This window comes from Isoptericola sp. NPDC019482 (assembly GCF_040632295.1).
Taxonomy (GTDB): Bacteria; Actinomycetota; Actinomycetes; order Actinomycetales; family Cellulomonadaceae; genus Isoptericola.
The window spans coordinates 1-24,526 of sequence record NZ_JBEYBQ010000038.1 but is presented as its reverse complement, the minus strand read 5'-3'; the positions used below and the strand labels follow the sequence as shown (position 1 = coordinate 24,526).

Here is a 24,526-nt window from a genome sequence, read left to right as displayed (position 1 = left end):
TCGAGGAGCCCCGCCTCAGCCGACGGCCACCTGCTCGCGCTCCCGCTCACGCGGCTCCCAGCACTCGATGCCGCGGACGCCGGGGAGCCGGTCGCGCGTGAACTGCGGGTCGAGCCCCTGCTTGCGCTGGGCGGTGAAGTCCCGCATGAGGCGGAACGCGATCGTGCTGAGCGGCGCGATCGCCGCCAGGTTGACCAGCGCCATCACCGCCATCGTGGTGTCCGCGAGCGTCCACACGAGCTGCACCGAGCCGATCGACCCCAGGAAGCCGATGGCCAGGAACACCACCCGGAACGCGGTCATCGCGCCGCGGCGCCTGGTGAGGAACGCGACGTTCGCCTCGCCGTAGTAGTAGTTGCCCAGCACGGACGTGAAGGCGAGCAGCAGCAGGATCACCGTCAGCAGGTGCAGCGACCAGTCGCCGAGGCTGGACTGCAGCGCCTCCTGCGTCATCGTCGGGCCGGCGTTCTCGCCGTACGTCGGGTTCGACACCAGCACGATGAACGCGGTGATCGAGCAGACGAACAGGGTGTCGACGTAGACGCCCAGGGTCTGCACCAGGCCCTGCTTCACGGGGTGGCTCACCGTCGCGGTCGCGGCGGCGTTCGGCGCCGAGCCGAGCCCGCCCTCGTTGGAGAACATGCCGCGGCGCACGCCCTGCGAGATCGCGGTGCCGACACCCGCGGCGGCGAACTCCTGGAACCCGAGGGCGCTGCCGACGATGCTCCCGACGACGTCGGGCAGCTTCTCGATGTTGAGCGCGACCACCAGCACGCCGAGGCCGAGGTAGAGCACCACCATCAGCGGCACGAGCAGCTGCGCCGTGTTCGCGATGCGGTGCAGGCCGCCGAACACGATCGCGGCCACGACCGCCGTGAGCAGCACCCCGACGACGGGCGCCAGCCAGCCCGGCGTCTCGCCGAGGATCTGCTCGGCCGACGTGCCGACCGCGCCGGAGATCGTGTTCGCCTGCACGGAGTTGAAGACGAAGCTGAACGTCACGATGATCACGACCGAGAACAGCAGGCCCATCCACCGCTTCCCGAGGCCGCGCTCCATGTAGTACGCGGGCCCGCCGCGGAAGTCCTTGCCGTCCCTGACCTTGTAGAGCTGGGCGAGCGTCGACTCGACGAAGCTGGCCGCGCCGACGACGAGGCCCATCACCCACATCCAGAACACCGCACCCGGGCCGCCGAGGGCGATGGCGGTGGCCACGCCCACGATGTTGCCCGTCCCGATCCGCGCCGCGGCCGAGATCGCGAACGCCTGGAACGACGAGACCGGCTTCTGGCCCGGAGCAGGCGCGGACTTCCCGACGACGGAGCGGAACATGTCCGGCAGCAGCCGGATCTGCACCGCCCCCGACCGGACGGTGAAGTACAGGCACAGCGCCGCGAGCACCGGGACCACGAGGTAGAGCCATAGCCCGTCGTTGAACGAGGCGAGGGCGGCGTTGAAGCTTTCCATGATCGAACTGGCCTTTCGGTCGCGTCCGGTCCCGACTTCGGTGTGGAACCGGTCGGTTACCCTAGCGAACTATCCAGTGTCGGTCATGCGCCGTCCACGAACGCCCCGGGGACGGCCCAGCCTCAGCCCCAGACGAGCCCCCGCGCGGGGTCCTCCAGCACCTTCGCGACGTCGGCCAGGTAGCGGGCGGCGAGCTCGCCGTCGACCAGCCGGTGGTCGACGGACAGCGCGAGCTGCGTGACCCAGCGCGCCTTGATCTTCCCCTTGTGCACCCACGGCTGCTTGCGGATGGCGCCGAACGCGAGGATGCCCGCCTCGCCGGGGTTGAGGATCGGCGTGCCCGTGTCCGTGCCGAAGATGCCCACGTTGGTGATGGTGATCGAGCCGTCCGCCATGTCCGCGGGCTGCGTGCGGCCCGCGCGCGCCGTGGACGTGAGGGTCGCGATCGCCTTCGCCAGGCCGAGCAGGTCGAGCGTGTGCGCGTCCTTGATGTTCGGCACGACGAGCCCGCGCGGCGTCGCCGCCGCGATCCCCAGGTTCACGTAGTGCTTGTAGACGATCTCCTGCGCGGCCTCGTCCCAGCTCGCGTTGATCTGCGGGTGCCGGTTGACGGCCAGCAGCATCGCCTTGGCGGCCACGAGCAGCGGCGTGACGCGCACGTCCGCGAAGTCGCGGTCCTCCTTAAGAGTGGAGACCAGGCGCATCGTCTTCGTGACGTCGATCGTCTGGAAGACCGTGACGTGCGGGGCCGTGAACGCGCTGGCCACCATCGCCTCGGCCGTGCGCTTGCGCACCGACTTCACCGGCACGCGCGTCTGGCGGCCGTCCTGGCTGACCGTGCCGGACGCGAGCCACGGCCGGTCGTCGTCGGGGTACGTGGCGAGGGACTTCGGGGCGGCGCCCTCGTGGTGCGCGACGACGTCCTCCCGCGTGACGATCCCGCCCGGGCCCGTGGGGTGCACGGACGCGAGGTCGACGCCGAGGTCCTTCGCCAGCTTGCGCACCGGCGGCTTGGCGAGCACGCGGGTGCCCTGCACGCCGGGCGCCGCCGGCACGCTCGCCATCGGCTTCTCGATCGCCGGGCCCGAGGGCGTCGGCGCCGGAGCGGGGTCCGCAGCAGGTGCGGGAGTCGGAGCAGGCGCGGGAACAGGTGCCTGTGCCGGTGCGGGGGCCGGAGCCTCGGCCGCCGCGGCCGGCGTCGCGGCACGACGCCGGCGCCGCCCAGAGGTGCCGGCGTCGCCCGTGCCGTAGCCGACCAGCACGGAGCCGGAGCCCTCGCCGGACGCGTCATCGGAGGCCTCGCCGGAGCCCTCGCCCGAGCCTGCGGGAGCGTCGCCGCCGGTGCTGATCTCGATGATCGCCGTGCCGACGTCGACGGTGGTGCCCTCCTCGGCGAGGAGCGCCGTGACGGTGCCCGCCCACGGCGACGGCAGCTCGACGAGCGACTTGGCGCTCTCGATCTCCACGATCACCTGGTTGACGGCGACGGTGTCGCCGACGGCGACGCGCCACTCGACGATCTCGGCCTCGGTGAGGCCCTCGCCCACGTCGGGCAGGGGGAAACGCTGGGTGCTCATCGGTCTCCTCGGCTCCGCTCTCAGTGGGCCAGCACGCGGTCGACGGCGTCGACGACGCGGTCGACGCTCGGCAGGTACTCGTGCTCCAGCTTGGCGACGGGGTACGGCGCGTGGAAGCCGCCGACCCGCAGCACGGGGGCCTCGAGCGAGTAGAAGCACTCCTCGCTGACGCGGGCCGCGACCTCGGCGCCGGAGCCGAGGAACGTCGGCGCCTCGTGCACGACGACGCAGCGCCCGGTCCGCTGCACCGACTCCACGACCGCGGTGACGTCGAGCGGCGAGATGGCCCGCAGGTCGACCACCTCGGCGCTGGTGCCCTCGGCGGCCAGCGTGTCGGCGGCCTTGAGCGCCGTCGCGACCGTGGGGCCGTAGGCGACGAGCGTGACGTCGGTGCCCTTCCGGGCGACGCGGGCCCGGTTGAGCACGTCGGCGCCGCCGGCCGCGGCCACCGTCGGATAGGGGCTGGTCGTGACCTCGCCCTTGGTCCAGTAGCGACCCTTGGGCTCGAAGAACAGCACCGGGTCGGGCGAGGCGACCGCCGCGCGGATCATGTCGTAGGCGTCCTGCGGGGTGGACGGCGACACGACCCGGAGGCCGGGCGTGTGCGCGAACAGCGCCTCCGGGCTCTCCGAGTGGTGCTCCACCGCGCCGATGCCGCCGCCGTAGGGGATGCGGATGACGACGGGCACCTGCAGGCGGCCGCGCGACCGGTAGTGCATCTTCGCGAGCTGCGTCGTGATCTGGTCGTACGCCGGGAAGACGAAGCCGTCGAACTGGATCTCGCACACCGGCCGGTAGCCGCGCAGCGCCATGCCGATCGCGGTGCCGACGATGCCGGACTCCGCGAGCGGGGTGTCGACCACGCGGTCCTCGCCGAAGTCCTTCTGCAGGCCGTCGGTGACGCGGAAGACGCCGCCGTTGCGGCCGACGTCCTCGCCCATGACGAGCACCTTCGGGTCGGACTCGAGCGCCGAGCGGAGGCCCTCGGTGATGGCCCGGGCGAAGGTGAGGGTCTGCGGGGTTGCTGAGGTCATCGGGCCGCCCCCGTCGTCTCGTTCGTCTCGTTCTCGTACTGCTCGAACCACGCCCGCTCGGCCGTGACCTGCGCGTGCTCGGTGGCGTAGACGTGCTCGAACATCGCGCTGGTGGGCGGCGCGCCCAGCTCGCGCACCTCGGTGCGCAGCCGCTCGCCCAGGGCGTCGGCCTCGCGCTCGATGCCGGCCGCCCAGCCGTCGTCCCAGCCGCCCTCGGCGTGCAGCAGCGCGGCGAGGCGGTCGATCGGGTCGCGGCGCGCCCAGTGGTCCTCCTCGGCGCGGGCCCGGTAGCGGCTCGGGTCGTCAGAGGTGGTGTGCGCCCCCATCCGGTACGTGTAGGCCTCGACGAAGGTGGGGCCGCCGCCGGTGCGGGCGCGCTCCAGCGCCTCGGCGGTCACGGCGTAGCAGGCGAGGACGTCGTTGCCGTCGACCCGGACGCTGGGGATGCCGAAGCCCTCGCCGCGCTGGTAGAGCGGGGCGCGCGACTGGCGCGACGTCGGCTCGGAGATGGCCCACTGGTTGTTCTGCAGGAAGAAGACGACGGGCGCGTTGTTCACGGCCGCGAAGACGAGCGCCTCGCTGACGTCGCCCTGGCTGGTGGCGCCGTCGCCGAAGTACGTGACGACGGCCGCGTCCCGGCCGGCGTCGCCGGTGCCGACCGCACCGTCGCGCTGCACGCCCATCGCGTAGCCGGTCGCGTGCAGCACGTGGGAGCCGATGACGAGCGTGTACAGGTGCACGTTGTGCTCGTTCGGGTCCCAGCCGCCGTGGTCCTCGCCGCGGTACAGGCGGAGGCGGTCGACCGGGTCGACGCCGCGCGCCTGGAGCACGCCGTGCTCGCGGTAGGAGGGGAACACGTAGTCCTGCGGCGACAGCGCGTACGCCGATCCGACCTGGGCGGCCTCCTGGCCACGGCCCTGCGCGTACAGCGCGAGCTCGCCCTGCCGCTGCAGGGCCGTGGCCTCGTCGTCGAACCGTCGCGTCAGCACCATGTCGCGGTACAGGGCGCGCAGGTCCTCGGAGGTGAGGTGGTCGACACGCGAGCGGTAGGTCGCGTTGTCGGGTTCGACGACACGCTCGCCGGTGGGCGAGACGAGCTGGACCAGGGGGTCGACGTCAGCGGGCGCGACGTCGGCGGGCATGTCGACAGGCATCTTGTCGGGCTCGCCGGTGGTTTTCTGCGGCACGCGGTCTCCTTCGCTGACGGCCCCCGGACGGGGCTGGGCTGCTCCGGCACGGAGGAGGTCCCGGCCCACCGAGTCGGTGACCGCCGGAACCTACGCCTTCGTAGCCTACGCCAGCGTAGGTTGCCGTCCAGGGGGCGCACCCCCGGACCTGGCTACCAATGTCCCCCCGGTCGTTTTGGAGGAATCCTCCAATCGGGAGCGCGGTCGACGATGCCCGCGCTGGTCAGCGCGGGTAGCCCTGCCCCGCCCGGAGCGCGTCCCGCTCACGCAGCACGGGCCAGCGCGCGAACGCGAAGACGAGGAACATCACCACGTTGAGGATCGGCACGATGCCGACGAGGACCCACCAGCCCGAGTAGCCGGCCTTCTGGATGATCCGGATGTACGCGATCAGGAAGACCACGGCCACCGCGAGGTAGACGATGATCGCGGCCGTTCCGAACAACCATCCGTAGTCGTCGGCCAGCTGGTCGTAGTCCACGTTCTCCATGGCGGCGAGTCTTCCGCCGCCCGGCGGCGGCGCAACCGGAGGCGTGTCGGTGGCGCGCGGGACGATCGGTGCACACCTCCCGGTGGTCACCTGGACGAAGGGACACCCCATGAACGCGCAGTCGACGCCGACGCCGGTCAACCCGCCCTCGCTGCACCAGAACCCCGCGTTCGCGTGGGGCATGATCCTGCCCGCCGGCCGCACGCTCTACGTGGGCGGGCAGAACGGCACGGGCCCCGACGGCGCGCTCGTCGAGGGCGGTCTGGGCCCGCAGACCGAGGCCGCGCTGCGCAACGTCACCGCGGTGCTGAACGAGGCCGGCACCGACGTGGAGCACGTCGCGAAGCTGACGATCTACCTCGACCCCGCCGTCGACCCGAACGAGGCCTACGCCGCCTCCGGACGGGTCTGGCGCGCGCGCACCGCCGTCACCGTCCTCGCCGTCGCGCCCGCCCGTCCCGGCGCGCTCGTCGAGGTCGAGGCCGTTGCGACCGTCCCCGAGGGCTGACATCGGCCGACCGGCCGCCTGAGATCGGTCGTCCGCTACGGGATCGGTCCGATGGATGACCGATCGTGCGCCGGATGACCGGTCTCGCGGCGCCGGATGGCAGGCTCGGGGCGTGACTGCCACGACCGGCTGCGCCGACGCCGCCGACACCACTGCTCAGGCCCCCTCCTCCGCCGTCGACGCCCTCGTCCACCTGCGGGCGGACGGCGTCAGCGTGCTGGTCGACGCCCGCGGCGGCGAGCTGCCCGCCGTCGTGCACTGGGGCGACGACCTCGGCCCGCTGACCGCCGACGACGCGGCCGACGTCGTCGAGGCCTCGGCCGCGCCGCTAACGAACAGCGGCCCCGACGAGCCGGTGCGGCTCACGCTCGTGCCGGAGCCGCGCACGGGCTGGCTCGGGCGGCCAGGGATCGTGGGCGAGCGCGACGGCGACGCCTGGTCGCCGCGCTTCACCACGACCGTCGCGACGCTCTGCGGCGGCACCCTGCCCACCGGCCTCACGGAGGCCGGCGCGGGCGCGCTCCGCGTCGAGGCCTCCGACCCGGTCGCGGCGCTGACGCTCGTGCTCGACGTCGAGCTCACCGTCGACGGCGTCCTGCGCACCCGCGCCGCGCTCCGCAACGACGGCGACCCCTACCGCCTGCACGAGCTCGCCGTCGTCCTGCCCGTACCGCCCCGAGCCCGCGAGGTCCTGGACCTGACGGGCCGGTGGGGCAAGGAGCGGGTGCCGCAGCGGCACGACCTCACGGTGGGCACGCACCTGCGCGAGGGCCGCCGCGGCCGCACGGGCTTCGACGCCGCCACAGTGCTGACCGCGGGCGTCCCGGGCTTCGGCTTCGGTCACGGCGAGGTGTGGGGCGTGCACGTGGGCTGGTCGGGCAACCACCGGCACTGGGCCGAGCGCCTGCCCAGCGGCGAGCACGTGCTGGGCGGCGGCGAGCTGCTGCTGCCCGGCGAGGTGACGCTCGCCGCGGGCGAGGAGTACGAGACGCCGTGGGTGTACGGCGTGCACGGCCACGGCCTGGACGCGCAGGCCGCGCGCCTGCACCGGATGCTCCGCCGCCGCAAGGCGCACCCGCGCAGCCCGCGGCCCGTGACGCTCAACGTGTGGGAGGCCGTCTACTTCGACCACGACCTCGAGAGGCTCACCGCGCTGGCCGACGCCGCGGCGGAGCTCGGCGTCGAGCGGTACGTGCTCGACGACGGCTGGTTCCGCGGGCGCCGGGACGACACGCGCGGCCTGGGCGACTGGGAGGTCGACGAGGACGTCTGGCCGGACGGGCTGGACCCGATCGCCGACCACGTGCACGGCCTCGGCATGCAGTTCGGGCTGTGGTTCGAGCCCGAGATGGTCAACCTCGACTCCGACCTGGCGCGCGCCCACCCCGACTGGGTGATGAGTGCCGGCGGGCGGGTCCCGGTGCCGAGCCGGCACCAGCACGTGCTCGACCTGTCGAACCCGGACGCCGCCGCCTCCGTGCTGGAGCGGATGAGCGCCATCATCGGCCGGTACGGCGTCGACTACGTGAAGTGGGACCACAACCGCGACCTCGTCGACCCCGGCTCCCGCCGGGACGGGCGCCCCGTGGTGCACGCCCAGACGCTCGCCGCCTACGGGATCATGGCCGAGCTGCGACGCCGGCATCCCGGCCTGGAGATCGAGTCGTGCTCGTCGGGCGGCGGCCGCGTGGACCTGGGCGTCGCCGAGCACACGCAGCGCGTCTGGGTGTCGGACTGCACCGACCCGGTGGACCGCCAGCAGATGCAGCCGTGGACGGCGCAGCTGCTGCCGCTGGAGTACCTGGGCTCGCACGTGGCCGCGGACGTCAGCCACCAGACGCGGCGGTCGTCCTCCCTCGCCTTCCGCGCGGCGACCGCGCTCTTCGGCCACTTCGGGATCGAGTGGGACCTCACGCGGGCGACCCCCGAGCAGCTCGCCGACCTGTCCGGCTGGGTCGAGCTCTACAAGGCGGAGCGCGGCCTGCTGCACACCGGCACGCTCGTGCGGCAGGACCCCGCAGCCCCCGACGCCCCCCTGGTGTGGGGCGTCGTCGCGGCCGACCGGTCCCGCGCCCTGTTCCAGCTCGCGACGCTCGCCCGGCCGGCGTCCGCGCCGCCCGGGCGCTTCACCCTGCGCGGGCTCGACCCCGAGCGCCGCTACCGCGTCACCCCGCTGCCGCTGAGCCGCGAGGCCTACGACGGCTGGTCGGTCCCGACGTGGCTCGCCCGGAGGGACGGCGTCGTGCTGACCGGGCGCGCGCTCGCCGTCGCCGGGCTGCAGGCACCCGAGGCCGCGCCCGGGACGTCGCTCGTGCTGCGCCTGCACGCCGTCGACTGAGACGCCACCGCGCCCCCACGCCGTTTCCGCCCCCCGCCCACGAGGCCGCCGAGTCGCCAGACGCCGACTCGGCGGCCTCTTCGCTGTTCACTGTCGTGTGCTGTTGTGTTACTTAATGTTCCAACACGCAGCAGGTTGTTATCGCACCGAGACCAGGAACGTTTGACCAGATCGGCCAGGATCGGCCAGAGTGTGTCGCGGACACCAGCTCATCACCCTCGTTGCCGAGGTTGACCCACAGGGACGTGGACATGACGAGTTCACAAACTCACACTCTTGAACACAGAAAGTCACAGACAACGCCACGACGGCTCAGCGACGGCCAGTTCGCCGTCCTGCTGCTCCTGCCGGGCGTCGCGCTGCTGGCCGGCGTCGTGCTCTACCCGCTGATCGCGGCACTGGTCACGGCGTTCTTCGAGCAGAGCCTCGTGCTGCCGGGCCGCACGTTCGTCGGGGTGCAGAACCTCGTGGACGTGCTGCAGGGCGACTTCCTGCGCCTGCTGCGCCAGACGCTCGTCTTCACGCTCGGCACCACGATCCTGCCGTTCGTGATCGGCTTCGCCCTCGCGCTGGCGCTGAACACGAGGATCCGCGGCGCCAAGGTGTTGCGCGGCCTCATGCTCATCCCCTGGCTCGTGCCCGGCGTCGTCGTGTCGTTCCTGTGGATGTGGATCTTCAACGCCAACTACGGCGTGATGAACGCGCTGCTGCAGTCGATCGGGCTGATCGACGACCCGCAGGCGTGGCTCGCCCAGCCCGGCACCGCGATGGGCGCCGTGATCCTGGCGAAGACCTGGCAGTCGTTCCCCTGGATGATGGTGATGCTCCTGGCCGGCCTGCAGACCGTGCCGGTCGAGCTGCACGAGGCCGCGGAGATGGACGGCGCGGGCACGGTCCGCCGCTTCTTCGCCATCACGCTGCCGCACCTCAAGGGCATCGTCGGGCTGGTGCTGCTGCTGGAGTTCATCTGGAACTTCCAGCACTTCGACATCATCTACGTCCTCACCGGCGGCGGCCCCGCAGGCGCCACCCAGACGTTCGCCACCGCCGTGTACGAGACGGCCTTCCAGGGCTACGACCTCGGCAAGGCCGGCGCGCTCGGCCTGCTGTGGATGGTGCTGCTCATGGCGCTCGTCGTCGTGTACGTCCGCTTCTCGGAGAAGGGAGAGGAGCGATGAGCGCGACGACGCAGCTCCCCGCCGCGCCCACCCCGCCCTCGGCGTCGTCCCCGGCCGACGACGCTCCCCGGCCGCCCCAGCGCCTCCGCCGCGGCGCGCTGCGGTCGGAGCGCCCCGGCGTGCGGTTCGCCGCCTGGGCCACCGTGGTCGTGTGCGGCGGCTTCGGCCTCCTGCCGGTGTACTGGCTGCTCGCCACGTCCCTCACGCCGCGCGACCAGGTGTTCGCGTACCCGCCGAAGTTCTTCCCGTCGGCGCCCACGTTGGACGCGTTCGCGGCGCTCGCCTCGAACGACCAGCTCTTCGGCTACCTGCGCAACAGCGTCATCGTCTCGGTGATCACCGCCGTGCTGTCGGTGCTGGTGTCCGCGTACATGGGGTACTCGTTCTCCAAGTTCCGCTACCGCGGCCGCCGCTCGCTGATGTACCTGGTGCTGGCGTCGCAGATGTTCCCGCAGGCCCTGCTGCTGGTGACGCTCTACACCGTGTTCAGCGCGTACGGCCTGCTCAACACGTACACCGCACTGGTGCTGAGCTTCACCACGTTCACGCTGCCGCTGTGCGTGTGGATGCTCAAGGGCTTCTTCGACACCATCCCGGACGAGCTCATCGAGGCCGCGCGCGTCGACGGCGCCTCCCGGCTGCGGATCATCCACTCGATCGTGCTGCCGCTGGCCGCGCCGGGTCTCATCGCCGCCGGGTTGTTCGCCTTCGTCCGCGGCTGGAACGACTTCGTCTTCGCGCTCACCCTCGCCGGCCCGGAGAAGCAGACCCTGCCGCCCGGCCTGGTCAACACCTTCATCGGCGAGGCCTCGACGGCGTGGCCGGAGCTCATGGCGGCGTCGCTCGTCGTCTCGCTCCCGGTCGCGATCGCCTTCATCGCCCTGCAGAAGTACCTGGTCGGCGGGCTCACCGCCGGCGCCGTCAAGGGCTGACGGCGCCCACCGTCCCGCCCCGCTCCACCGTCAACCACCCCGAACGACCCTCGATGCGGAGGATCCCCATGTCCCTCACCCTTCCCCAGAGCGCCCTGTCGCGACGTCGCGTGCTCCAGCTGCTCGGCATCGGCGCCGGCACCGCCGCCCTCGCCGCCTGCGCGCCGTCCGCGCCGTCGTCCACGGGCGCCGCTGCCTCGGCCGCCGCGACCGGCGGCGCGAAGACGGACTTCGCGTTCTCGTCCTGGTCGTTCACCGAGGAGGCCGCGGCCCCTGCCCTCGAGGCCATCGTCAAGGCCTACCAGGACCAGGCCGGCGTCACTGTGGACGACGTCTCGTTCCCCTACAACGAGTACATCAACCAGCTCACGCTGCAGGTGAAGGGCGGCCAGTTCACCGGCGCCGCGCACGTCGACGTCGCGTGGCTCGGCTCGCTCGCCGCGATGGGCAAGCTGCAGGACCTCGCCGCCCTCACCGACGGCCGCGGGTACACCGACGCCGCGCTCGCCGCCGCGCAGTTCGACGGCGTGCAGTACGGCCTGCCGTGGACCATCGGCGCGATCGGGCTCGTCGGAAACTCCGAGATCCTGCAGAAGGCGGGCATCGACCCTGACGCCTTCCCGGCCACGATCGACGAGTTCGAGAAGTCGCTCCAGGACCTCAAGGCCCTCGGTGGCGGGATGATCCCCTACGCCGCGTCCACGAAGGCCGCCCAGCTCAAGGACATCCTCATCTGGATGGAGACGTTCGGCAGCCCGCTCGTCGACGGCGACACCGTCACCATCGGCGACGACGCCTCCGTCGAGGCCGTGACCTGGTACAAGTCGCTGTACGACCAGAAGCTCATCGCCGCCGACGTCGACCGCTTCGACGCCCGTTCACTGTTCGCGCAGGGCCGCGCCGCCATCTACGACGACGCCCCCGTGGGCCGCAACGCCGTCCAGGAGGAGTCGCCCGACAAGGACCTCGGCAGCAAGCTGACGCCGCTGTCGCGCCCGGTCCTCAAGGCCGGCGACACCCCGCGCGCCCTCGTGTGGGGCGGTGCCATCGCGGTGGTCGACGGCGAGGGCGCCGCGACCGCGGCCGACTTCGCCCAGTTCGCGACGTCAGACCTCGACACCGTGCTGGCCGACTACGAGGTGCGCGGCCTGCCGCCGGTGACGACGGAGGCGCAGCAGTCCGACGTCGTCGCCGCCGACACGTTCGGCTCACTCTTCAACGAGCGGATCACCGCGACCTCGACGAGCAACCCGTTCTGGAAGTTCACCGCGTACTCGCAGATCGAGACGGTCATCGCCGAGCAGGTGCAGGCCGTGCTCGTCGGCAAGACCGACGCGAAGGCCGCCATGCAGAAGGCCGGCGAGGCCGCGCAGAAGCTGGTCGGCTGACCGTCCGGCGCCGCGCACGCACCACCCGCAGCACCACCACCCGCAGCACCACCAGAAGGACTGAGAGATCATGCGCACGCAGACCGTCGAGGCGGACGTCGTCGTCGTCGGAGGAGGGCTCGCCGGCGTCAGCGCGGCGGTCGCCGCCGCGCGGCTGGGCCGCCAGGTGGTGCTGGTGAACAACCGGCCCGTGCTGGGCGGCAACTCCTCCTCCGAGGTGCGGGTGTGGGTGTGCGGCGCCACCGCGCACGGCAACCAGCGCTGGGCCCGGGAGACCGGGATCGTCGGCGAGATGTACGTGGAGAACCAGTACCGCAACCCCGAGGGCAACCCGGTGTACTGGGACGACGTCGTGCTGGACACCGTGCGCCGCGAGGAGAACCTGCGGCTGTTCCTCAACACGGACGTCCGCGAGGTGGCGGCCACCGGGCCGGACGACGCCCGCCGCATCGAGTCCGTCACCGGCTGGACGATGGGCTCGGAGATCCTCACGACGTTCGTCGCGCCGGTGTTCCTCGACTGCACGGGCGACGGGCTGGTCGGCCACCTGGCGGGCGCACGCTACCGGCTCGGCAAGGAGTCACAGGCCGAGTTCGGGGAGGAGTGGGCGCCGCCGGAGCCGGTGCGCGAGTTCCTCGGCTCCACGCTGCTCTTCTACACGAAGGACCTCGGCCACCCGGTGAAGTACGTGGCGCCGGAGACCGCGATCGACATCACCACCACGCCGATCCCGATGAACCGGGTGATCCGCAGCGGCGACTCGGGCGCCCACTACTGGTGGATCGAGTGGGGCGGCGAGCTCGACATCGTCGACGACAACGAGCGCATCCGCGACGAGCTACGCGGCGTCATCCTCGGCATCTGGGACTACATCAAGAACTCCGGGAAGTTCGACGCCGACAACCTCACGCTCGAGTGGATCGGCAACGTGCCCGGCAAGCGCGAGTACCGCCGCCTCATCGGCGACTACACGCTGCACCAGGGCGACGTCGTGGACCAGACCGTGTTCGACGACGGTGTCGCGTTCGGCGGGTGGTCCATCGACCTGCACCCCGCGCAGGGCATGTACGCGGAGGGCGCGGGCGCGCTGCAGCGCTTCTCCGACGGCGTCTTCGAGATCCCCTACCGCTCCCTGTACTCGGTGAACGTGGAGAACATGCTGTTCGCGGGGCGCGACGTCTCCGCCACGCACATCGCGTTCGGCGCCGCCCGCGTCATGGCCACGTGCGGCGCCATGGGCCAGGCCGCGGGCACGGCCGCGGCCCTGTGCGTGGAGCACGGCACCACCCCGCGCGGCGTCTACACCGACCACCTCGACGAGCTGCGCCAGACGCTCCTGCGCTGGGACGCGCCGGCCGTCGGCATCGCGAACGCCGACCCGCACGACCTGGCCCGCCGCGCCCGCGTCTCGGCGTCCAGCACGACGACGCGGATCGCCGCGCCCGTCGTCGAGCCGTCGGACCTCGATCCGGGCGACCTCGGCCCCGACGGGTTCGACGTCTACGACCTGGACGTCGACCTCGGCATCGTGCTGCCCGTGGACCCGCGGCTCGAGACGGTCGAGCTGCTCGTCTCCGCCCGCCGCGACACCACCCTGTCGGTCGAGGTGTTCTCCACCGGCAAGCCGCAGAACGTGGTGCCGGCGCACCTGGAGACGAAGACCGACGTCGTCGTACCCGCCGGCGACGAGCGCTGGGTCACCGCGCACGTGCCGTTCGCCCCCGACACCCCGCAGAACGCCGTCGTCGTGCTGCGCGCCAACCCCGACGTCGCCGTCCGCCTCACCGCCCCGCTGCCCGCGGGCGTCCTCACGCTGGTGCACCGCGTCGACAACGACGACCAGAACGTGCAGATCAGCTCCGAGGAGCTGCTGGTGCAGTGGCCCACCAAGCCGCTGCGCGGGCGGTCCGTCGTCTTCCGCGCCGGCCCGGACACCCGGGCCCTGGCCCCCGAGCGCGCGACGAGCGGCTACCACCGCAACCACGGCGGGCCCCACCTGTGGGCGTCGTCGCCGATGGTGCCCGGCCGCGACGAGTGGCTGCGCCTCGACTGGGACGAGCCCGTCACCGGGCGCGAGGTGCGCGTCGTGTTCGACGACGACCTCGACGTCGAGCTCAACACCCTGCACCACCACCGCACACCCGACGAGATCATGCCGACGCTCGTCAGGGACTACCGGGTCGAGGTGCTGCCCGCCGGCGCCCCCGAGACCGGTGACGCCTGGGTGACCGTCGCCGACGAGACCGACAACCGGTGGCGCCTGCGCACGCACCCGCTGCCCGCCGACCTCGGCCCCCTGGCTGCCGCACGCCTCGTCGTCGGCGCCACGAACGGCGCAGCCCAGGCCCGCGTGGTCGCGCTGCGCGTGCAGGAGTGACCGTGCCGCACGCTCTCACCCGGCCCGCGCGCGGCGCGACGGTGTCCCGGACGGCGGACCGGGCTACGCTGACCGCCGTGCACAGGAAGGAGCGCACCGGCATCGTGGCGCTCGCCGTGCCGGACCTCGAGGAGCCGTACTTCGCCGAGCTCACGGCGCTGCTCGTGCGCCGCGCGGACGAGCGCGGGCTGTCGATCCTCATCCAGCAGACCGCCGGCGACCACGAGCGCGAGGTGGACGTCGCCAATGGCATCGGGCTGCCCCCGACCGACGGGCTCATCCACATCCCGCGCGCGCTGTCCGTGGCCGACCTGACGCGGCGCACCTCCCCCGGGCCGCTGGTGCTGCTCGGCGAGCACATCCTCGTCAGCCCGTTCACGCACGTGACGATCGACAACCGGGCCGCGTCGTACGCCGCCACCGAGCACCTGGCGTCCGTCGGGTGCCGGCGGGTCGCGTTCGTCGGTCCGCGGGACGCGCGACCGTCGGACGCCGCCGACCGCCGGTACGCCGGCTACCGCGAGGCCGTGGCCGCGCTCGGCATCGCGGACGACCCGGACCTGGTGGCCCAGGTCGAGGCGTTCACGCCCGCCGAGGGGCGGCGCGCCGTCCGCGACCTGCTGGCCCGCGGCGTCGAGCTCGACGGCATCGTCTGCTCCAACGACTCCGTCGCGTTCGGGGCGCTGCCCGCCCTGCACGAGGCGGGGCGGCGCGTCCCCGAGGACGTCGCGGTCGTGGGGATCGACGACGTGCGCGGCGCGCAGTTCGCGACGCCGTCCCTCACGTCGGTCTCGCCGGACAAGGAGGCCCTCGTCGAGCGCGCACTGAGCGAGCTGGAACGGCAGATCGCCACTCCGCCAGGCGCCAACCTGCCGGTGCAGCACGTGGTCGTGGACGCGCGCGTCGTGCCGCGCGCGAGCACCGCCCGCTGACGGGTGACGCCGCCCCACAGCGTGCCGGAGCAGGGCGGTCAGTCGACCGGCACCACCCAGAGCTCGCCGACGTGCGCCTCGAGCAGCTCGCGCGCGTCGTCGTCCAGCCCGTCGTCCGTGACCAGGTGCTCCACCTCGTGCAGGTCGACGATCGTCGTGAGCCCGACGACGCCCCACTTGGTGTGGTCGGCGAGCACGACGGCGTCCTGGCCCGCGGCCAGCAGCGCGCGGTCGGTCTCCGCCTCGAGCAGGTTGGGCGTCGTGAGGCCCGCGTGCAGGTCCACGCCGTGCACGCCGAGGAACGCGACGTCGAGGTGCAGGTGCTCCAGCGAGCGCACCGCCACCGGGCCCACGAGCGCGTCCGACGGCGTGCGGACGCCGCCGGTCAGCACCACGGACTGCGTGTACGGCTCGTCGGCACGGTCGGGGCGGCGGAACACCTCCGCCACCGGCAGCGAGTTCGTCACCACCGTGAGGTCGGGGACGCCGCGCAGCTCCTGGGCGAGCACCCACGCCGTCGTGCCGCCCGAGAGCCCCACGGCCATGCCGGGCTCCACGAGCTGCGCGGCGCGGCGGGCGATGGCCCGCTTGGCCCCGACCTGCAGCTGCACCCGCGACGCGAACCCGTGCTCCTGCACGGCGCCGGCGTCCCCGCGCGTCGTCGCGCCGCCGCGCACCCGGTCGAGCTCGCCCGCGTCCGCGAGCGCCTCGATGTCCCGGCGCACCGTCATCGCGCTGACGCCCAGCTCCTGCGCCAGCTCGGTGACGCTCGCGGCGCCCCGACGGCGCACCTCGGCCACGATCCGCGACCTGCGTTCTGCGACGAGCACCCGCTCCCCCTTCGACCCGCGGCACAGTCTGTCACGCGGGCTGCCGCCGGTATGCCCGGACCTCAAGAGCCTGGAGATCCCGTGACCCTGCCCGCCCCCTACGACGCCTGGTTCCCCGGCAGCCCCATCGACGGCACGTACGGCTACGACCGGGACGGCCTGCTCGCCGTGCCGCCCGCCGCGGAGCCCGACGGGTTCGCCGACCTGTGGCGGTCCTGGTACGCCGCCGCGCGCGGGGTGCCGGCCGACGTCGTGGCGGAGCCCGTGGGCCGGCAGGGCGCGCACGAGGTGTCGGTCGTGACGTTCACCGCCGACGGCGGCCTGCGCCTGCGCGCCTGGATGGCGCTCCCCCTGGACGCGCCGGTCCGCGTGGGGATCGTGCACGGGCACGGCTACGGCGGCCGCGACGCGCCGTCGTTCGAGCGGGTGCCGCGCGACGCGGCGGTGATCTTCCCCGTGGCGCGCGGCCTGGGCGCGCTCAACGCCGGGGTGGGCGCCCCGGACGTGAGCACCGCGCACGTGCTCGCCGGCATCGAGCACGTGGAGACGTACGTGCTGGGCCGCTGCGCCGTCGACCTGTGGCACGCGGCGACCGCGCTGCAGGAGTCGCTGGCGGACGTGCCCGGCGTCCCGGCCGACCTGCCCCTGTACTACGTGGGCACCAGCTTCGGCGGCGGCGTCGGCGCGCTGGCCGTGCCGTGGGACGACCGGTTCGTGGGCGCCACGCTGGAGGTGCCGAGCTTCGGCCAGTACGACGAGCGCCTCGCCGTGCCGTGCACCGGCAGCGGCGAGGCGCAGCGCGGGTACGTGGCCGCGCACCCCGAGGCCCGCAAGGTGCTCGCGCTCACGGACGCGTCCGTCGCGGCGACGTACTTGCGGGTGCCCACCCGCGTCGAGTGCGCCCTCTGGGACGCGCACGTGCCGCCGCCCGGCCAGTTCGGCGTGGCGGCCGGCGTCCGCGTCGCCGAGCGCGCCGGGACCGGGGCGGAGCTGGAGCTGGCGGTGCACTCCGCCGGGCACGCGGAGTATCCCGGCCAGGCGCGCGAGATGGCGGCGGCGTTCGCGGCCACGCGCGAGCACGTCGCGCGGGCCGTGGCCCGCGCGACGCGGTAGTGCCTCAGTTCCAGTCGTCGATCTTCACGTCCCGGGGTGACGGCGCGGCGTCGCCACCCTCGACGAGGGCCTTGAGGCTCTGCAGGAACGTGGCCCACTTGGTGCTGCAGTGGTGCATGAACTCCACGGGCTCGCGCCAGCCGCGGTGCGCGAACAGCAGGATCGTCCAGTCACCGTCCTGGCGCAGGTCCCACTCGACGGTCGTGCCGACCCACTCCTCGGGGCCGTCGACGACGCGCCACACGACGCGCTCGCTCGGCCGCAGCTCCTCGACCTCCATGACGAAGCCGCCGTCCGGGAAGCGGAACCCGACCTTGCCCCCGAGGCCCGCATCGCCCGTCGTCTCCTCGGTCCACCAGCCGGCGAGGCCGTCGACGGTCGTCAGCGCGTCGTACATCGCCTGGGGCGTCGCGGTCGTCGTCGCGATCCTGTGCAGGATGTCCACCATGGTGATCAGCTCCTCGTCGTGTCGTTCGTGCGGGTGGTCTCGATCGCCTCGGCGATCGCCTTGATGCGCTGCAGGCGCCGGTCCCAGGTGCGGCCGACGGCGGCCAGCTGGTCGGCGGCGCGCTCGAGCTGAGCGGCGTCGACCTCGCACCGCTTCTCCCGTCCCGCCGTCGTCGAGCGGACGAGGCCGGCGCGGTCGAGCACGTCGAGGTGCTTGGCCACGCCCTGCCGGGTCACCGGCAGCTGGCGGCTCAGCGACGAGGCGGTGCCGCCGCCGTCGGCGAGCAGCAGGTCGAGGATGCGGCGCCGCGTGGGGTCGCCGATCGCGGACCAGAGCCCGTCGTCCACGGGCGACGACGTCCCGGTCATGGCCGGACCTCCAGCGACCCCGCGTAGGTCACCAGCCGCGGCAGGTAGTAGGCCCAGCCCTCGACGTGCTCGCGGTAGTGCTGCTCGAGGACCGCGACCTCCCAGCCCTGCTCACGGAAGCCGGTCTCGGTCATGCGCAGCAGCGTCCCGTCGCCGGACGGCACGAGCTCGAAGGTGACGAGCAGCGAGTTGCCCGCCGTCGCCCCCTGCCCCGCCGGGTGCGTCCAGCGGAACGAGAACGTGCGCGGCGGCAGCGACTCGACCACGGTGAACTGCTCGACGGTCCGGTCCGGCCCTTCGCCGAACGTGATCGACCCCGCCGCGCCGGGCTCCGGGTCGAAGTCCGCGTCGTCGGGCCACCACTGCCGGACGTGGTCCGGGCTGCTCACCACCTCGAAGACGACCTCCGGCGACGCCTCCACGTACAGCTCGCGCTCGATGCTTCCCAGCTCGCTCGTCGACCCCATGACCCCTCCTGCAACTAGTGGTTGCACATCACGCTAGCCCGCGGGCCAGGGATGCGCAACCACTAGTTGCAGAACGGGTGGGGGGCTACCGCCGGCGCGTGGCCAGGAACTCCCCGATGCGGCCGATGGCCTCGGTGAGGACCTCCTCGTCGGGCAGCGTGACGAGGCGGAAGTGGTCGGGCTCGAACCAGTTGAACCCCGTGCCGTGCGTGACGAGGATCTTCTTGGCCCGCAGCAGGTCGATGACGAACGCCTCGTCGTCCTCGATCGGGTACATCTCCGGATCGAGGCGCGGGAAGCAGTACAGCGCGCCCTTGGGCCGCACGGACGTGACGCCGGGGATCTCGTTGAGCAGCTTGTCGGCCAGCATCGCCTGGTCGTAGAACCGACCGCCGGGCACGATCAGCTCGTCGATCGACTGGTACCCGCCCAGCGCGGTCTGGATGGCGTGCTGCGCGGGCACGTTGGCGCACATGCGCATGTTGGCCAGCAGGGTGAGGCCCTCGAGGAACTCGGTGGCGGTCTCCTTCGGGCCCGACACCATGACCCACCCGGCGCGATAGCCGCACACGCGGTACGCCTTGGACAGACCGCTGAACGTCAGGCACAGCACGTCGTCGCCCGCGGCGGCCGCGGCGTGATGGTGCGTGGCGCCGTCGAACAGGATCTTCTCGTAGATCTCGTCGGTGAGGATCACCAGGTCGTGCCGGCGGGCGATGTCGACCATCGCCTCCACCATCTCCTTGCTGTACACCGCGCCGGTGGGGTTGTTCGGGTTGATGATCACCATGGCGTGCGTGTTCTCGGTGATCTTCGACTCGAGGTCCTCGAGGTCCGGCATCCAGCCGTTCTCCTCGTCGCACCGGTAGTGCACGGCGGTGCCCCCGCACAGCGTGACGGCGCCCGTCCACAGCGGGTAGTCCGGCGCCGGCACGAGGATCTCGTTCCCCTCGTCGACGAACGCCTGCAGCACCATCGAGATGAGCTCCGAGACGCCGTTGCCGATGAACACGTCGTCCACGCTCGTGTCGCGCAGCCCGCGCGACTGGTAGTACTGCGCCACCGCGGTGCGCGCCTCGTAGATGCCGCGCGAGTCGCTGTACCCCTGCGCCTCCGGCAGATGGTGCACGACGTCGGCCTGGATGGCCGCCGGTGCCTCGAAGCCGAACGGCGCCGTGTTGCCGATGTTCAGCTTGAGGATGCGGTGGCCCTCGGCCTCGAGGCGCTGGGCCTCGACGAGGATGGGACCGCGGACGTCGTAGCGGACGCCGCGGAGCTTGCGGCTCTGTCGGATGGTGCGCACGGAGACCATCATCCCCCCGCGCCCCGGTGCCCGACACGGCCATTCCGCGACGAGCGGCCCCGACCCTCCCCTCGACGGCCTCGGTGGCGGCACGCCCGCTGATGCTTACGGTGGGAGTCCGGTCCCCCACCCCGCTCGGAGGTCGTCATGAAGGTCGTCGTCATCGGCGCGCTCGGCAAGGTCGCGCGCCAGCTCCTCCCGCTGCTCGCCGACGGCGGCACGGGGCCCGTGGTCGACGTCGTCGGGGTGGTGCGCAAGCCCGAGCAGGTGGACCGCGTCGCCGACCTCGGCGCCGAACCGCTCCTGCTGGACGTCGAGCACGCGAGCACCGACGAGATCGCCGCCGCGCTGGCCGGCGCGGACGCCGTCGTCTGGTCCGCCGGGGCCGGCGGCGGCGACCCAGAGCGGACGTACGCCGTCGACCGCGACGCCGCGATCCGCTCCATGGACGCCGCCGCGAGCGCCGGGGTGCGCCGGTACGTCATGGTGTCGTGGGTGGGCTCGACGCCCGAGCACGGCGTCCCCGAGAGCGCGGGGTTCTTCGCCTACGCGGACGCGAAGCTCGCCGCCGACGACCACCTGCGCTCCACCGACCTGGACTGGACGATCCTCGGCCCCGGCACGCTGACGGACGAGCCGCCCACCGGTCGCATCGCCGTCCTGCCCGAGACCGGCGCCGTCCCCGCCGGCACGGACACCAGCGTGCCGCGCGCCGACGTCGCGCAGGTCGTGGCCGCGGCGCTGCGCGAGCCCGCGACCGTCGGGCGCTTCGTCCGGTTCTCCGCCGGGGACACGCCGATCCCCACGGCGCTGCGCAACCTGGACTAGCAGGCGCGCTTTAATCAAGGTTTCGACGAAACTTTGATTATGATGTCCCTCATGGTCAAGGTTCCCGCCTTCGGGTACGTCGACGAGTACTGGGTTGCCGACTCCGACGGGATGACGAGCCGGTCCGCGCGCGCTGCAGCGTCCGGGCCCTACCGTTCGACCGTCCCACCCACGATCGCCGGCTGGGTACCGAGCATCCCTGCGGACCTGTCCGCGAACGTCGAGGAGGCCACCGCTGCCCTCAGCCGCTTCGACGAGTACGCGGCCAAGGTCCTCGGGATGGCGAGCCCGACGCTCGGCCCGATGAGCTCGATCCTCCTGCGCACGGAGTCTGCGTCGTCGTCTCAGATCGAGGACCTCACCGTCGGGCCCCGACAACTGGCCCTCGCCGAGATCGAGCAGTCGACCTCGGCGAACGCCCGTACCGTCGTCGCGAACGTCCGCGCCATGGAAGCCGCACTCGCGCTGGCGGACCGACTCGACACCGACGCGATCCTGGAGATGCACCGTGCGCTCCTGTCGGGACAGCGCGGCTGGGAGGACCACGGGGGGCGCTGGCGCGACCAGCTCGTGTGGATCGGGACGAGCGCGATCGGCCCTCGAGGCGCTTCGCACGTCGCACCCCAGGCGCCGCTCGTGCCGGCCGCGATGGCGGACCTGGTCGAGTTCGTCCGCCGCGACGACGTGCCCGTCCTGCTCCAGGCGGCCGTCGCGCACGCGCAGTTCGAGACCGTCCACCCGTTCGTCGACGGCAACGGACGCACGGGCCGCGCCATGGTGCACTCGGTCCTGCGGGCGAAGGGGATCCTGACCGCCACGACGGCACCGGTGTCCGCAGGCCTGCTCACGCAGACCGAGCAGTACTTCACGGCGCTGACCACCTACCGCGACGGCGACGCGCAGCCGATCGTGGAGCGGTTCGCCGACGCCGCACGCTTTGCGGCCTCATCAGGCTCCCGGCTCGTCGACGACCTCGCCGCGCAGGTCGACGCCGCCCGCGCCCAGCTCGGCGGGCTCCGGCGACAGGCCGCGGCATGGCGGGTGCTGCCGCACCTGGTGTCCCACCCCGTCGTGAACGCCCGCTACCTCGCCGACCACCTGGGCATGAAGGGGCAGACGGCGCAGAACGCCCTCGCCCAGCTCACCGAGGCCGGGGTCCTGATCGAGCGGACCGGGCTGCGCCGCAACCGCGTGTGGGAGCACACCGGCATCCTGACCGTCCTGGACCAGTACGCCCAGGGGCTGCTCCGCCGATAAGTCGTCGCTAAGGTCGGACCGTCGAGGGGGACGCCGATGACCGCTCGGAGCTGGGCCGCCCTGCTGGGCGCCGTCGTGCTGCTGGGCGTGTGCCTCGTGCTGCAGGCAACGGCGAGCCCGTGGGCGGCGGTGCCGGCCTGGGCGTTCTGGGGCGCTGTCGTCGTCGCGCTGATCGCGCGGGTGGTGCGGTCGCGCAGCCTGCGCGAGGCGCTGCGACCCGCCGGTCAGGGCATCGACGAGGTGCAGGACCTCTACCTCGGCCGGATCCGCCCGCCCGTGGAGTACGGCGACGCCGCGGGCCCGGTCGCCGCGCTCGTGGAGCAGGTGCCCAGCGACCCGCTCGCGGGCGGCCGCGTCACGCTGGAGCCGGCACCTGACGATCGGCCGCCCGACGGCGCGCGCTGATCGCGCCGTGCGGCCGGGCGCCCGGGTCGTCGCGTTCGGCGCTCGCTACGACGACGAACCCCGCCCGCTCGACGCGCGCCGCCAGCTCGTCGACGGGCCAGAACCAGGCGGTCGTCACAGCGTGGTCGAACGGCTCGACGCGCGGGCCGCGGCAGAAGCCGAGCAGCAGCCCGCCGCCCGGCGCGACGGCGCGGGCGAGCTCCGCGAGCACGCCCGCCAGCTGCTCCGGCGGGGTGTGGATGATCGAGTACCAGGCCAGCACGCCGCCGAGGGCGCCGTCGGGCACGCCGAGGTCGGCGATCGACGCGCGGCGGAACGGGACGCCGGGATACTCGGCCCGGGCGCGCGCCAGGAACGGCTCCGCGAGGTCGACGCCCTCCGCGTCCAGGCCCCGGCGGGCGAGGAAGTCCGTCCAGTGCCCCGGCCCGCACCCGGCGTCGACGACGCGCCCGGTCAGCCCGGCGGCCCACCGCTCGACGAGCGCCCGGTCGTCGTCGTGCACCGCGTCCATCGAGCCGAACAGGTCCGTGTACTCCTGCGCCCGTGCCGCGTAGGCCGCGCTCGCGTCGCGCGCCGACGAGGGCACCGCGCTCAGCCGAGCTCGCGCAGGGGCGAGGTCCGCTCGCCGCCGGCGTCCCCCGTGTTGACCGTGGCGGTCGGCTCGACGAGCAGCGCGTGCACCTCGCCGTCCGCCCGCGGGCAGTGCTCGACGCCCCGCGGCACGACGAACACGTCCTGCGGCCCGAGGACGACGTCGCGGTCCCGGAGCTGGATCGTGAGGCGCCCGCTGAGCACGAGGAACAGCTCGTCCGTGTCGTCGTGCGTGTGCCACACGAACTCGCCGTCGAGCTTGACCACCTTCACCGCGTAGTCGTTGACGCTCGCCAGCAGGTGCGGCTGCCACGGCTCGGGGATGCCCTCGAGGGCGGTGCGGATGTTCCTCACGTCGCTGTTCACCCCGTCAGCGTAGGCACCCGGTCCGACGCTCAGGCGAGGACGATCAGGCGAGGAACGCCGCCACCCGCCGCCGGACCCCCGTCGCGTCGAGGCCGTGCGCGGCGGCGTGCTCGCGCGGCGTCCCGTACCGCCGCAGCTCCGTCTCGCCGGGCACGCCGACGTGCAGCACGCGGCTCGGCCGGTCGACCAGCGCGGCCGCCACGGCCGCGGCGCTCGTGCCCTCCAGGTACGGCTCCACGACGGCGAGCACCGGCGCCGGGCCGGCCAGCGCGCGCAGCCCGTCGGTGTCGAGCGGGTGCGGCGTGGCCGTCCACGCGACGCGGACGGGCAGGTCGGCGGTGGCCTCGAGGACGGTGTCGAGCATCGGGCCGACGGCGAGGACGAGCGGCCCGCTCGCGCCTCCCCCGCCGTCGCGCACCAGGTGCAGCCGCCCGTCCACCGGCCCGGGTGCGGCGTTGCGCTGCCCGGAGAGCCGGATGTACGTGCGGCCCGTGCCGGCGGCCTCGCGGTGCAGCAGCTCGGCGACCTCGTCGGCGTGGCCCGGCACGTGCACCGTCCAGCCCGGCAGCGCGGAGATCAGCGCGACGTCGGCGGGCGACTGATGGGTACGCCCGCCGGCCGACACGTCGTACGACGCGCCCGCGCTGACCAGCACCGCGCCGACGTCCTGGTGCCCGAGGTCGAGCTTCACCTGCTCGTAGGGCCGCTCCACGAGGAACGACGCGAACGTGTGCACGATCGGCCTCCGTCCGGCCAGCGCCAGGCCGCCCGCCACGCCGATCAACGCCTGCTCACGGATGCCGACGTCGATGACGCGGCCGGGATGGCGCTCGATCGCGCGGGCCATGTAGCCCGACCCGATGACGGCCAGGACGACGTCGACGTCCGGGTGCGCGTCGAGCAGCGGGTCCAGCTCGTCGTAGAAGCGGGTGCGCAGGTCGAGCGCGGGTGCGGTCGCCAGGGTGGTCATGCCGCCTCCTGGGTGGTCGTGCCGGTCGTGTCGACGACGACGACCGTGGGCCGGTCGCGCTCGGTGCGCCGCAGCGCGGCGGATGCTCCTATGGATCGTCAAGGGGCGGGGTAGGTGCTGCCGGTGGTTTGGGTCGGGGTTCTTAGGACGTGGTAGATCTCGCGGGCGATGA

At 73.0% G+C, this 24,526-nt stretch carries 24 protein-coding genes; 11 read left to right on the top strand and 13 right to left on the bottom strand.

Annotation, left to right across the window (positions count from 1 at the left end; all coding sequences use genetic code 11):
- Nucleotides 1-15: 15 nt before the first annotated feature.
- The 5 genes from ABZ493_RS18760 to ABZ493_RS18740 form a co-directional block, all read right to left on the bottom strand.
- Entirely contained in the window at nucleotides 16-1,467 is a 1,452-nt protein-coding gene (locus tag ABZ493_RS18760; RefSeq protein WP_430583641.1) for an alanine/glycine:cation symporter family protein, read from the bottom strand.
- 122 nt (nucleotides 1,468-1,589) lie between these two features.
- Nucleotides 1,590-3,044, bottom strand: a complete 1,455-nt coding sequence (locus tag ABZ493_RS18755; protein ID WP_430583640.1) for a dihydrolipoamide acetyltransferase family protein — start codon at nucleotides 3,042-3,044, stop codon at nucleotides 1,590-1,592.
- A gap of 20 nt (nucleotides 3,045-3,064) precedes the next feature.
- Nucleotides 3,065-4,078 (bottom strand): alpha-ketoacid dehydrogenase subunit beta, encoded by a 1,014-nt coding sequence (locus ABZ493_RS18750; RefSeq protein ID WP_430583639.1) that lies wholly within the window; start codon nucleotides 4,076-4,078, stop codon nucleotides 3,065-3,067.
- A complete protein-coding gene (gene pdhA / locus ABZ493_RS18745) occupies nucleotides 4,075-5,232 on the bottom strand; it encodes a pyruvate dehydrogenase (acetyl-transferring) E1 component subunit alpha (RefSeq protein WP_430583658.1) in 1,158 nt (385 codons plus the stop codon). Before pdhA ends, ABZ493_RS18750 begins: the two co-directional genes overlap by 4 nt.
- A 256-nt stretch (nucleotides 5,233-5,488) precedes the next feature.
- Nucleotides 5,489-5,755, bottom strand: a complete 267-nt coding sequence (locus ABZ493_RS18740) for a hypothetical protein (protein ID WP_430583638.1) — start codon at nucleotides 5,753-5,755, stop codon at nucleotides 5,489-5,491.
- 109 nt (nucleotides 5,756-5,864) lie between these two features.
- Here ABZ493_RS18740 and ABZ493_RS18735 point away from each other — a divergent pair, with 109 nt between their 5' ends.
- From ABZ493_RS18735 to ABZ493_RS18705, 7 genes are all read left to right on the top strand, one after another.
- On the top strand, nucleotides 5,865-6,263 hold the full coding sequence (locus tag ABZ493_RS18735; RefSeq protein ID WP_430583637.1) for a RidA family protein: 399 nt from the start codon (nucleotides 5,865-5,867) through the stop codon (nucleotides 6,261-6,263).
- Nucleotides 6,264-6,375: 112 nt separating this feature from the next.
- Entirely contained in the window at nucleotides 6,376-8,601 is a 2,226-nt protein-coding gene (locus ABZ493_RS18730; protein ID WP_430583636.1) for an alpha-galactosidase, read from the top strand.
- Between the two features lie 251 nt (nucleotides 8,602-8,852).
- The gene (locus ABZ493_RS18725; protein ID WP_430583635.1) at nucleotides 8,853-9,779 is read left to right on the top strand and encodes a sugar ABC transporter permease; all 927 of its coding nucleotides are present in this window, start codon (nucleotides 8,853-8,855) and stop codon (nucleotides 9,777-9,779) included.
- On the top strand, nucleotides 9,776-10,711 hold the full coding sequence (locus ABZ493_RS18720; protein ID WP_430583634.1) for a carbohydrate ABC transporter permease: 936 nt from the start codon (nucleotides 9,776-9,778) through the stop codon (nucleotides 10,709-10,711). Before ABZ493_RS18725 ends, ABZ493_RS18720 begins: the two co-directional genes overlap by 4 nt.
- Before the next feature lie 68 nt (nucleotides 10,712-10,779).
- Complete coding sequence (locus ABZ493_RS18715; RefSeq protein WP_430583633.1) at nucleotides 10,780-12,099, top strand: extracellular solute-binding protein; 1,320 nt, start codon at nucleotides 10,780-10,782, stop codon at nucleotides 12,097-12,099.
- A gap of 70 nt (nucleotides 12,100-12,169) precedes the next feature.
- Nucleotides 12,170-14,476, top strand: coding sequence for an FAD-dependent oxidoreductase (locus ABZ493_RS18710; RefSeq protein ID WP_430583632.1), 2,307 nt, complete (start codon nucleotides 12,170-12,172; stop codon nucleotides 14,474-14,476).
- Between the two features lie 77 nt (nucleotides 14,477-14,553).
- Nucleotides 14,554-15,408, top strand: coding sequence for a substrate-binding domain-containing protein (locus ABZ493_RS18705; RefSeq protein WP_430583631.1), 855 nt, complete (start codon nucleotides 14,554-14,556; stop codon nucleotides 15,406-15,408).
- A 38-nt stretch (nucleotides 15,409-15,446) separates the two neighbouring features.
- Here the strand turns inward: ABZ493_RS18705 and ABZ493_RS18700 are convergent, their stop codons facing one another.
- Nucleotides 15,447-16,238 carry a DeoR/GlpR family DNA-binding transcription regulator gene (locus tag ABZ493_RS18700; RefSeq protein WP_430583630.1) on the bottom strand — a complete coding sequence of 264 codons (792 nt, stop codon included), beginning with the start codon at nucleotides 16,236-16,238 and terminating at the stop codon, nucleotides 15,447-15,449.
- Between the two features lie 81 nt (nucleotides 16,239-16,319).
- Between ABZ493_RS18700 and ABZ493_RS18695 the strand changes: the two genes are divergently transcribed.
- The gene (locus ABZ493_RS18695) at nucleotides 16,320-17,351 is read left to right on the top strand and encodes an acetylxylan esterase (RefSeq protein WP_430583629.1); all 1,032 of its coding nucleotides are present in this window, start codon (nucleotides 16,320-16,322) and stop codon (nucleotides 17,349-17,351) included.
- A 4-nt stretch (nucleotides 17,352-17,355) separates the two neighbouring features.
- Here ABZ493_RS18695 and ABZ493_RS18690 read toward each other — a convergent pair whose 3' ends face one another.
- The 4 genes from ABZ493_RS18690 to ABZ493_RS18675 form a co-directional block, all read right to left on the bottom strand.
- Nucleotides 17,356-17,799 carry an SRPBCC domain-containing protein gene (locus ABZ493_RS18690; protein WP_430583628.1) on the bottom strand — a complete coding sequence of 148 codons (444 nt, stop codon included), beginning with the start codon at nucleotides 17,797-17,799 and terminating at the stop codon, nucleotides 17,356-17,358.
- A 5-nt stretch (nucleotides 17,800-17,804) separates the two neighbouring features.
- On the bottom strand, nucleotides 17,805-18,167 hold the full coding sequence (locus tag ABZ493_RS18685) for a helix-turn-helix domain-containing protein (protein ID WP_430583627.1): 363 nt from the start codon (nucleotides 18,165-18,167) through the stop codon (nucleotides 17,805-17,807).
- Nucleotides 18,164-18,634 (bottom strand): SRPBCC family protein, encoded by a 471-nt coding sequence (locus tag ABZ493_RS18680; RefSeq protein ID WP_430583626.1) that lies wholly within the window; start codon nucleotides 18,632-18,634, stop codon nucleotides 18,164-18,166. Before ABZ493_RS18680 ends, ABZ493_RS18685 begins: the two co-directional genes overlap by 4 nt.
- Nucleotides 18,635-18,719: 85 nt before the next feature.
- Entirely contained in the window at nucleotides 18,720-19,937 is a 1,218-nt protein-coding gene (locus tag ABZ493_RS18675; protein WP_430583625.1) for a pyridoxal phosphate-dependent aminotransferase, read from the bottom strand.
- Nucleotides 19,938-20,084: 147 nt separating this feature from the next.
- Between ABZ493_RS18675 and ABZ493_RS18670 the strand changes: the two genes are divergently transcribed.
- Genes ABZ493_RS18670 through ABZ493_RS18660 form a run of 3 tightly spaced genes read left to right on the top strand, consistent with a single transcriptional unit; the run spans nucleotide 20,085 to nucleotide 22,427 of the window.
- Nucleotides 20,085-20,765 carry an NAD(P)H-binding protein gene (locus tag ABZ493_RS18670; RefSeq protein WP_430583624.1) on the top strand — a complete coding sequence of 227 codons (681 nt, stop codon included), beginning with the start codon at nucleotides 20,085-20,087 and terminating at the stop codon, nucleotides 20,763-20,765.
- A 51-nt stretch (nucleotides 20,766-20,816) separates the two neighbouring features.
- Nucleotides 20,817-22,022, top strand: coding sequence for a Fic family protein (locus ABZ493_RS18665; protein WP_430583623.1), 1,206 nt, complete (start codon nucleotides 20,817-20,819; stop codon nucleotides 22,020-22,022).
- Nucleotides 22,023-22,058: 36 nt separating this feature from the next.
- Nucleotides 22,059-22,427 carry a hypothetical protein gene (locus ABZ493_RS18660; protein WP_430583622.1) on the top strand — a complete coding sequence of 123 codons (369 nt, stop codon included), beginning with the start codon at nucleotides 22,059-22,061 and terminating at the stop codon, nucleotides 22,425-22,427.
- Here ABZ493_RS18660 and ABZ493_RS18655 read toward each other — a convergent pair.
- The 3 genes from ABZ493_RS18655 to ABZ493_RS18645 are packed head-to-tail and all read right to left on the bottom strand — an operon-like array spanning nucleotide 22,378 to nucleotide 24,354.
- Nucleotides 22,378-23,013: a class I SAM-dependent methyltransferase gene (locus ABZ493_RS18655; protein WP_430583621.1), complete on the bottom strand. Its 636-nt coding sequence runs from the start codon at nucleotides 23,011-23,013 to the stop codon at nucleotides 22,378-22,380. The two genes, ABZ493_RS18660 and ABZ493_RS18655, sit on opposite strands and share 50 nt — an antisense overlap.
- A gap of 5 nt (nucleotides 23,014-23,018) precedes the next feature.
- A complete protein-coding gene (locus ABZ493_RS18650) occupies nucleotides 23,019-23,384 on the bottom strand; it encodes a cupin domain-containing protein (RefSeq protein WP_430583620.1) in 366 nt (121 codons plus the stop codon).
- A 43-nt stretch (nucleotides 23,385-23,427) separates the two neighbouring features.
- Nucleotides 23,428-24,354, bottom strand: a complete 927-nt coding sequence (locus ABZ493_RS18645; RefSeq protein WP_430583619.1) for a transketolase — start codon at nucleotides 24,352-24,354, stop codon at nucleotides 23,428-23,430.
- Nucleotides 24,355-24,526 lie beyond the last annotated feature (172 nt).

Excerpts from the sequence above, each read along its gene's own strand:
- ABZ493_RS18760 (WP_430583641.1), bottom strand. The coding sequence starts at position 1,467 with ATGGAAAGCTTCAACGCCGCCCTCGCCTCGTTCAACGACGGGCTATGG.
- ABZ493_RS18750 (WP_430583639.1), bottom strand. The coding sequence starts at position 4,078 with ATGACCTCAGCAACCCCGCAGACCCTCACCTTCGCCCGGGCCATCACC.
- ABZ493_RS18755 (WP_430583640.1), bottom strand. The coding sequence starts at position 3,044 with ATGAGCACCCAGCGTTTCCCCCTGCCCGACGTGGGCGAGGGCCTCACC.
- ABZ493_RS18645 (WP_430583619.1), bottom strand. The coding sequence starts at position 24,354 with ATGACCACCCTGGCGACCGCACCCGCGCTCGACCTGCGCACCCGCTTC.
- ABZ493_RS18735 (WP_430583637.1), top strand. The coding sequence starts at position 5,865 with ATGAACGCGCAGTCGACGCCGACGCCGGTCAACCCGCCCTCGCTGCAC.
- ABZ493_RS18665 (WP_430583623.1), top strand. The coding sequence starts at position 20,817 with ATGGTCAAGGTTCCCGCCTTCGGGTACGTCGACGAGTACTGGGTTGCC.
- ABZ493_RS18725 (WP_430583635.1), top strand. The coding sequence starts at position 8,853 with ATGACGAGTTCACAAACTCACACTCTTGAACACAGAAAGTCACAGACA.
- ABZ493_RS18660 (WP_430583622.1), top strand. The coding sequence starts at position 22,059 with ATGACCGCTCGGAGCTGGGCCGCCCTGCTGGGCGCCGTCGTGCTGCTG.
- ABZ493_RS18740 (WP_430583638.1), bottom strand. The coding sequence starts at position 5,755 with ATGGAGAACGTGGACTACGACCAGCTGGCCGACGACTACGGATGGTTG.
- ABZ493_RS18720 (WP_430583634.1), top strand. The coding sequence starts at position 9,776 with ATGAGCGCGACGACGCAGCTCCCCGCCGCGCCCACCCCGCCCTCGGCG.
- ABZ493_RS18680 (WP_430583626.1), bottom strand. The coding sequence starts at position 18,634 with ATGGGGTCGACGAGCGAGCTGGGAAGCATCGAGCGCGAGCTGTACGTG.
- ABZ493_RS18715 (WP_430583633.1), top strand. The coding sequence starts at position 10,780 with ATGTCCCTCACCCTTCCCCAGAGCGCCCTGTCGCGACGTCGCGTGCTC.
- ABZ493_RS18690 (WP_430583628.1), bottom strand. The coding sequence starts at position 17,799 with ATGGTGGACATCCTGCACAGGATCGCGACGACGACCGCGACGCCCCAG.
- ABZ493_RS18670 (WP_430583624.1), top strand. The coding sequence starts at position 20,085 with ATGAAGGTCGTCGTCATCGGCGCGCTCGGCAAGGTCGCGCGCCAGCTC.
- pdhA (WP_430583658.1), bottom strand. The coding sequence starts at position 5,232 with ATGCCTGTCGACATGCCCGCCGACGTCGCGCCCGCTGACGTCGACCCC.
- ABZ493_RS18685 (WP_430583627.1), bottom strand. The coding sequence starts at position 18,167 with ATGACCGGGACGTCGTCGCCCGTGGACGACGGGCTCTGGTCCGCGATC.
- ABZ493_RS18710 (WP_430583632.1), top strand. The coding sequence starts at position 12,170 with ATGCGCACGCAGACCGTCGAGGCGGACGTCGTCGTCGTCGGAGGAGGG.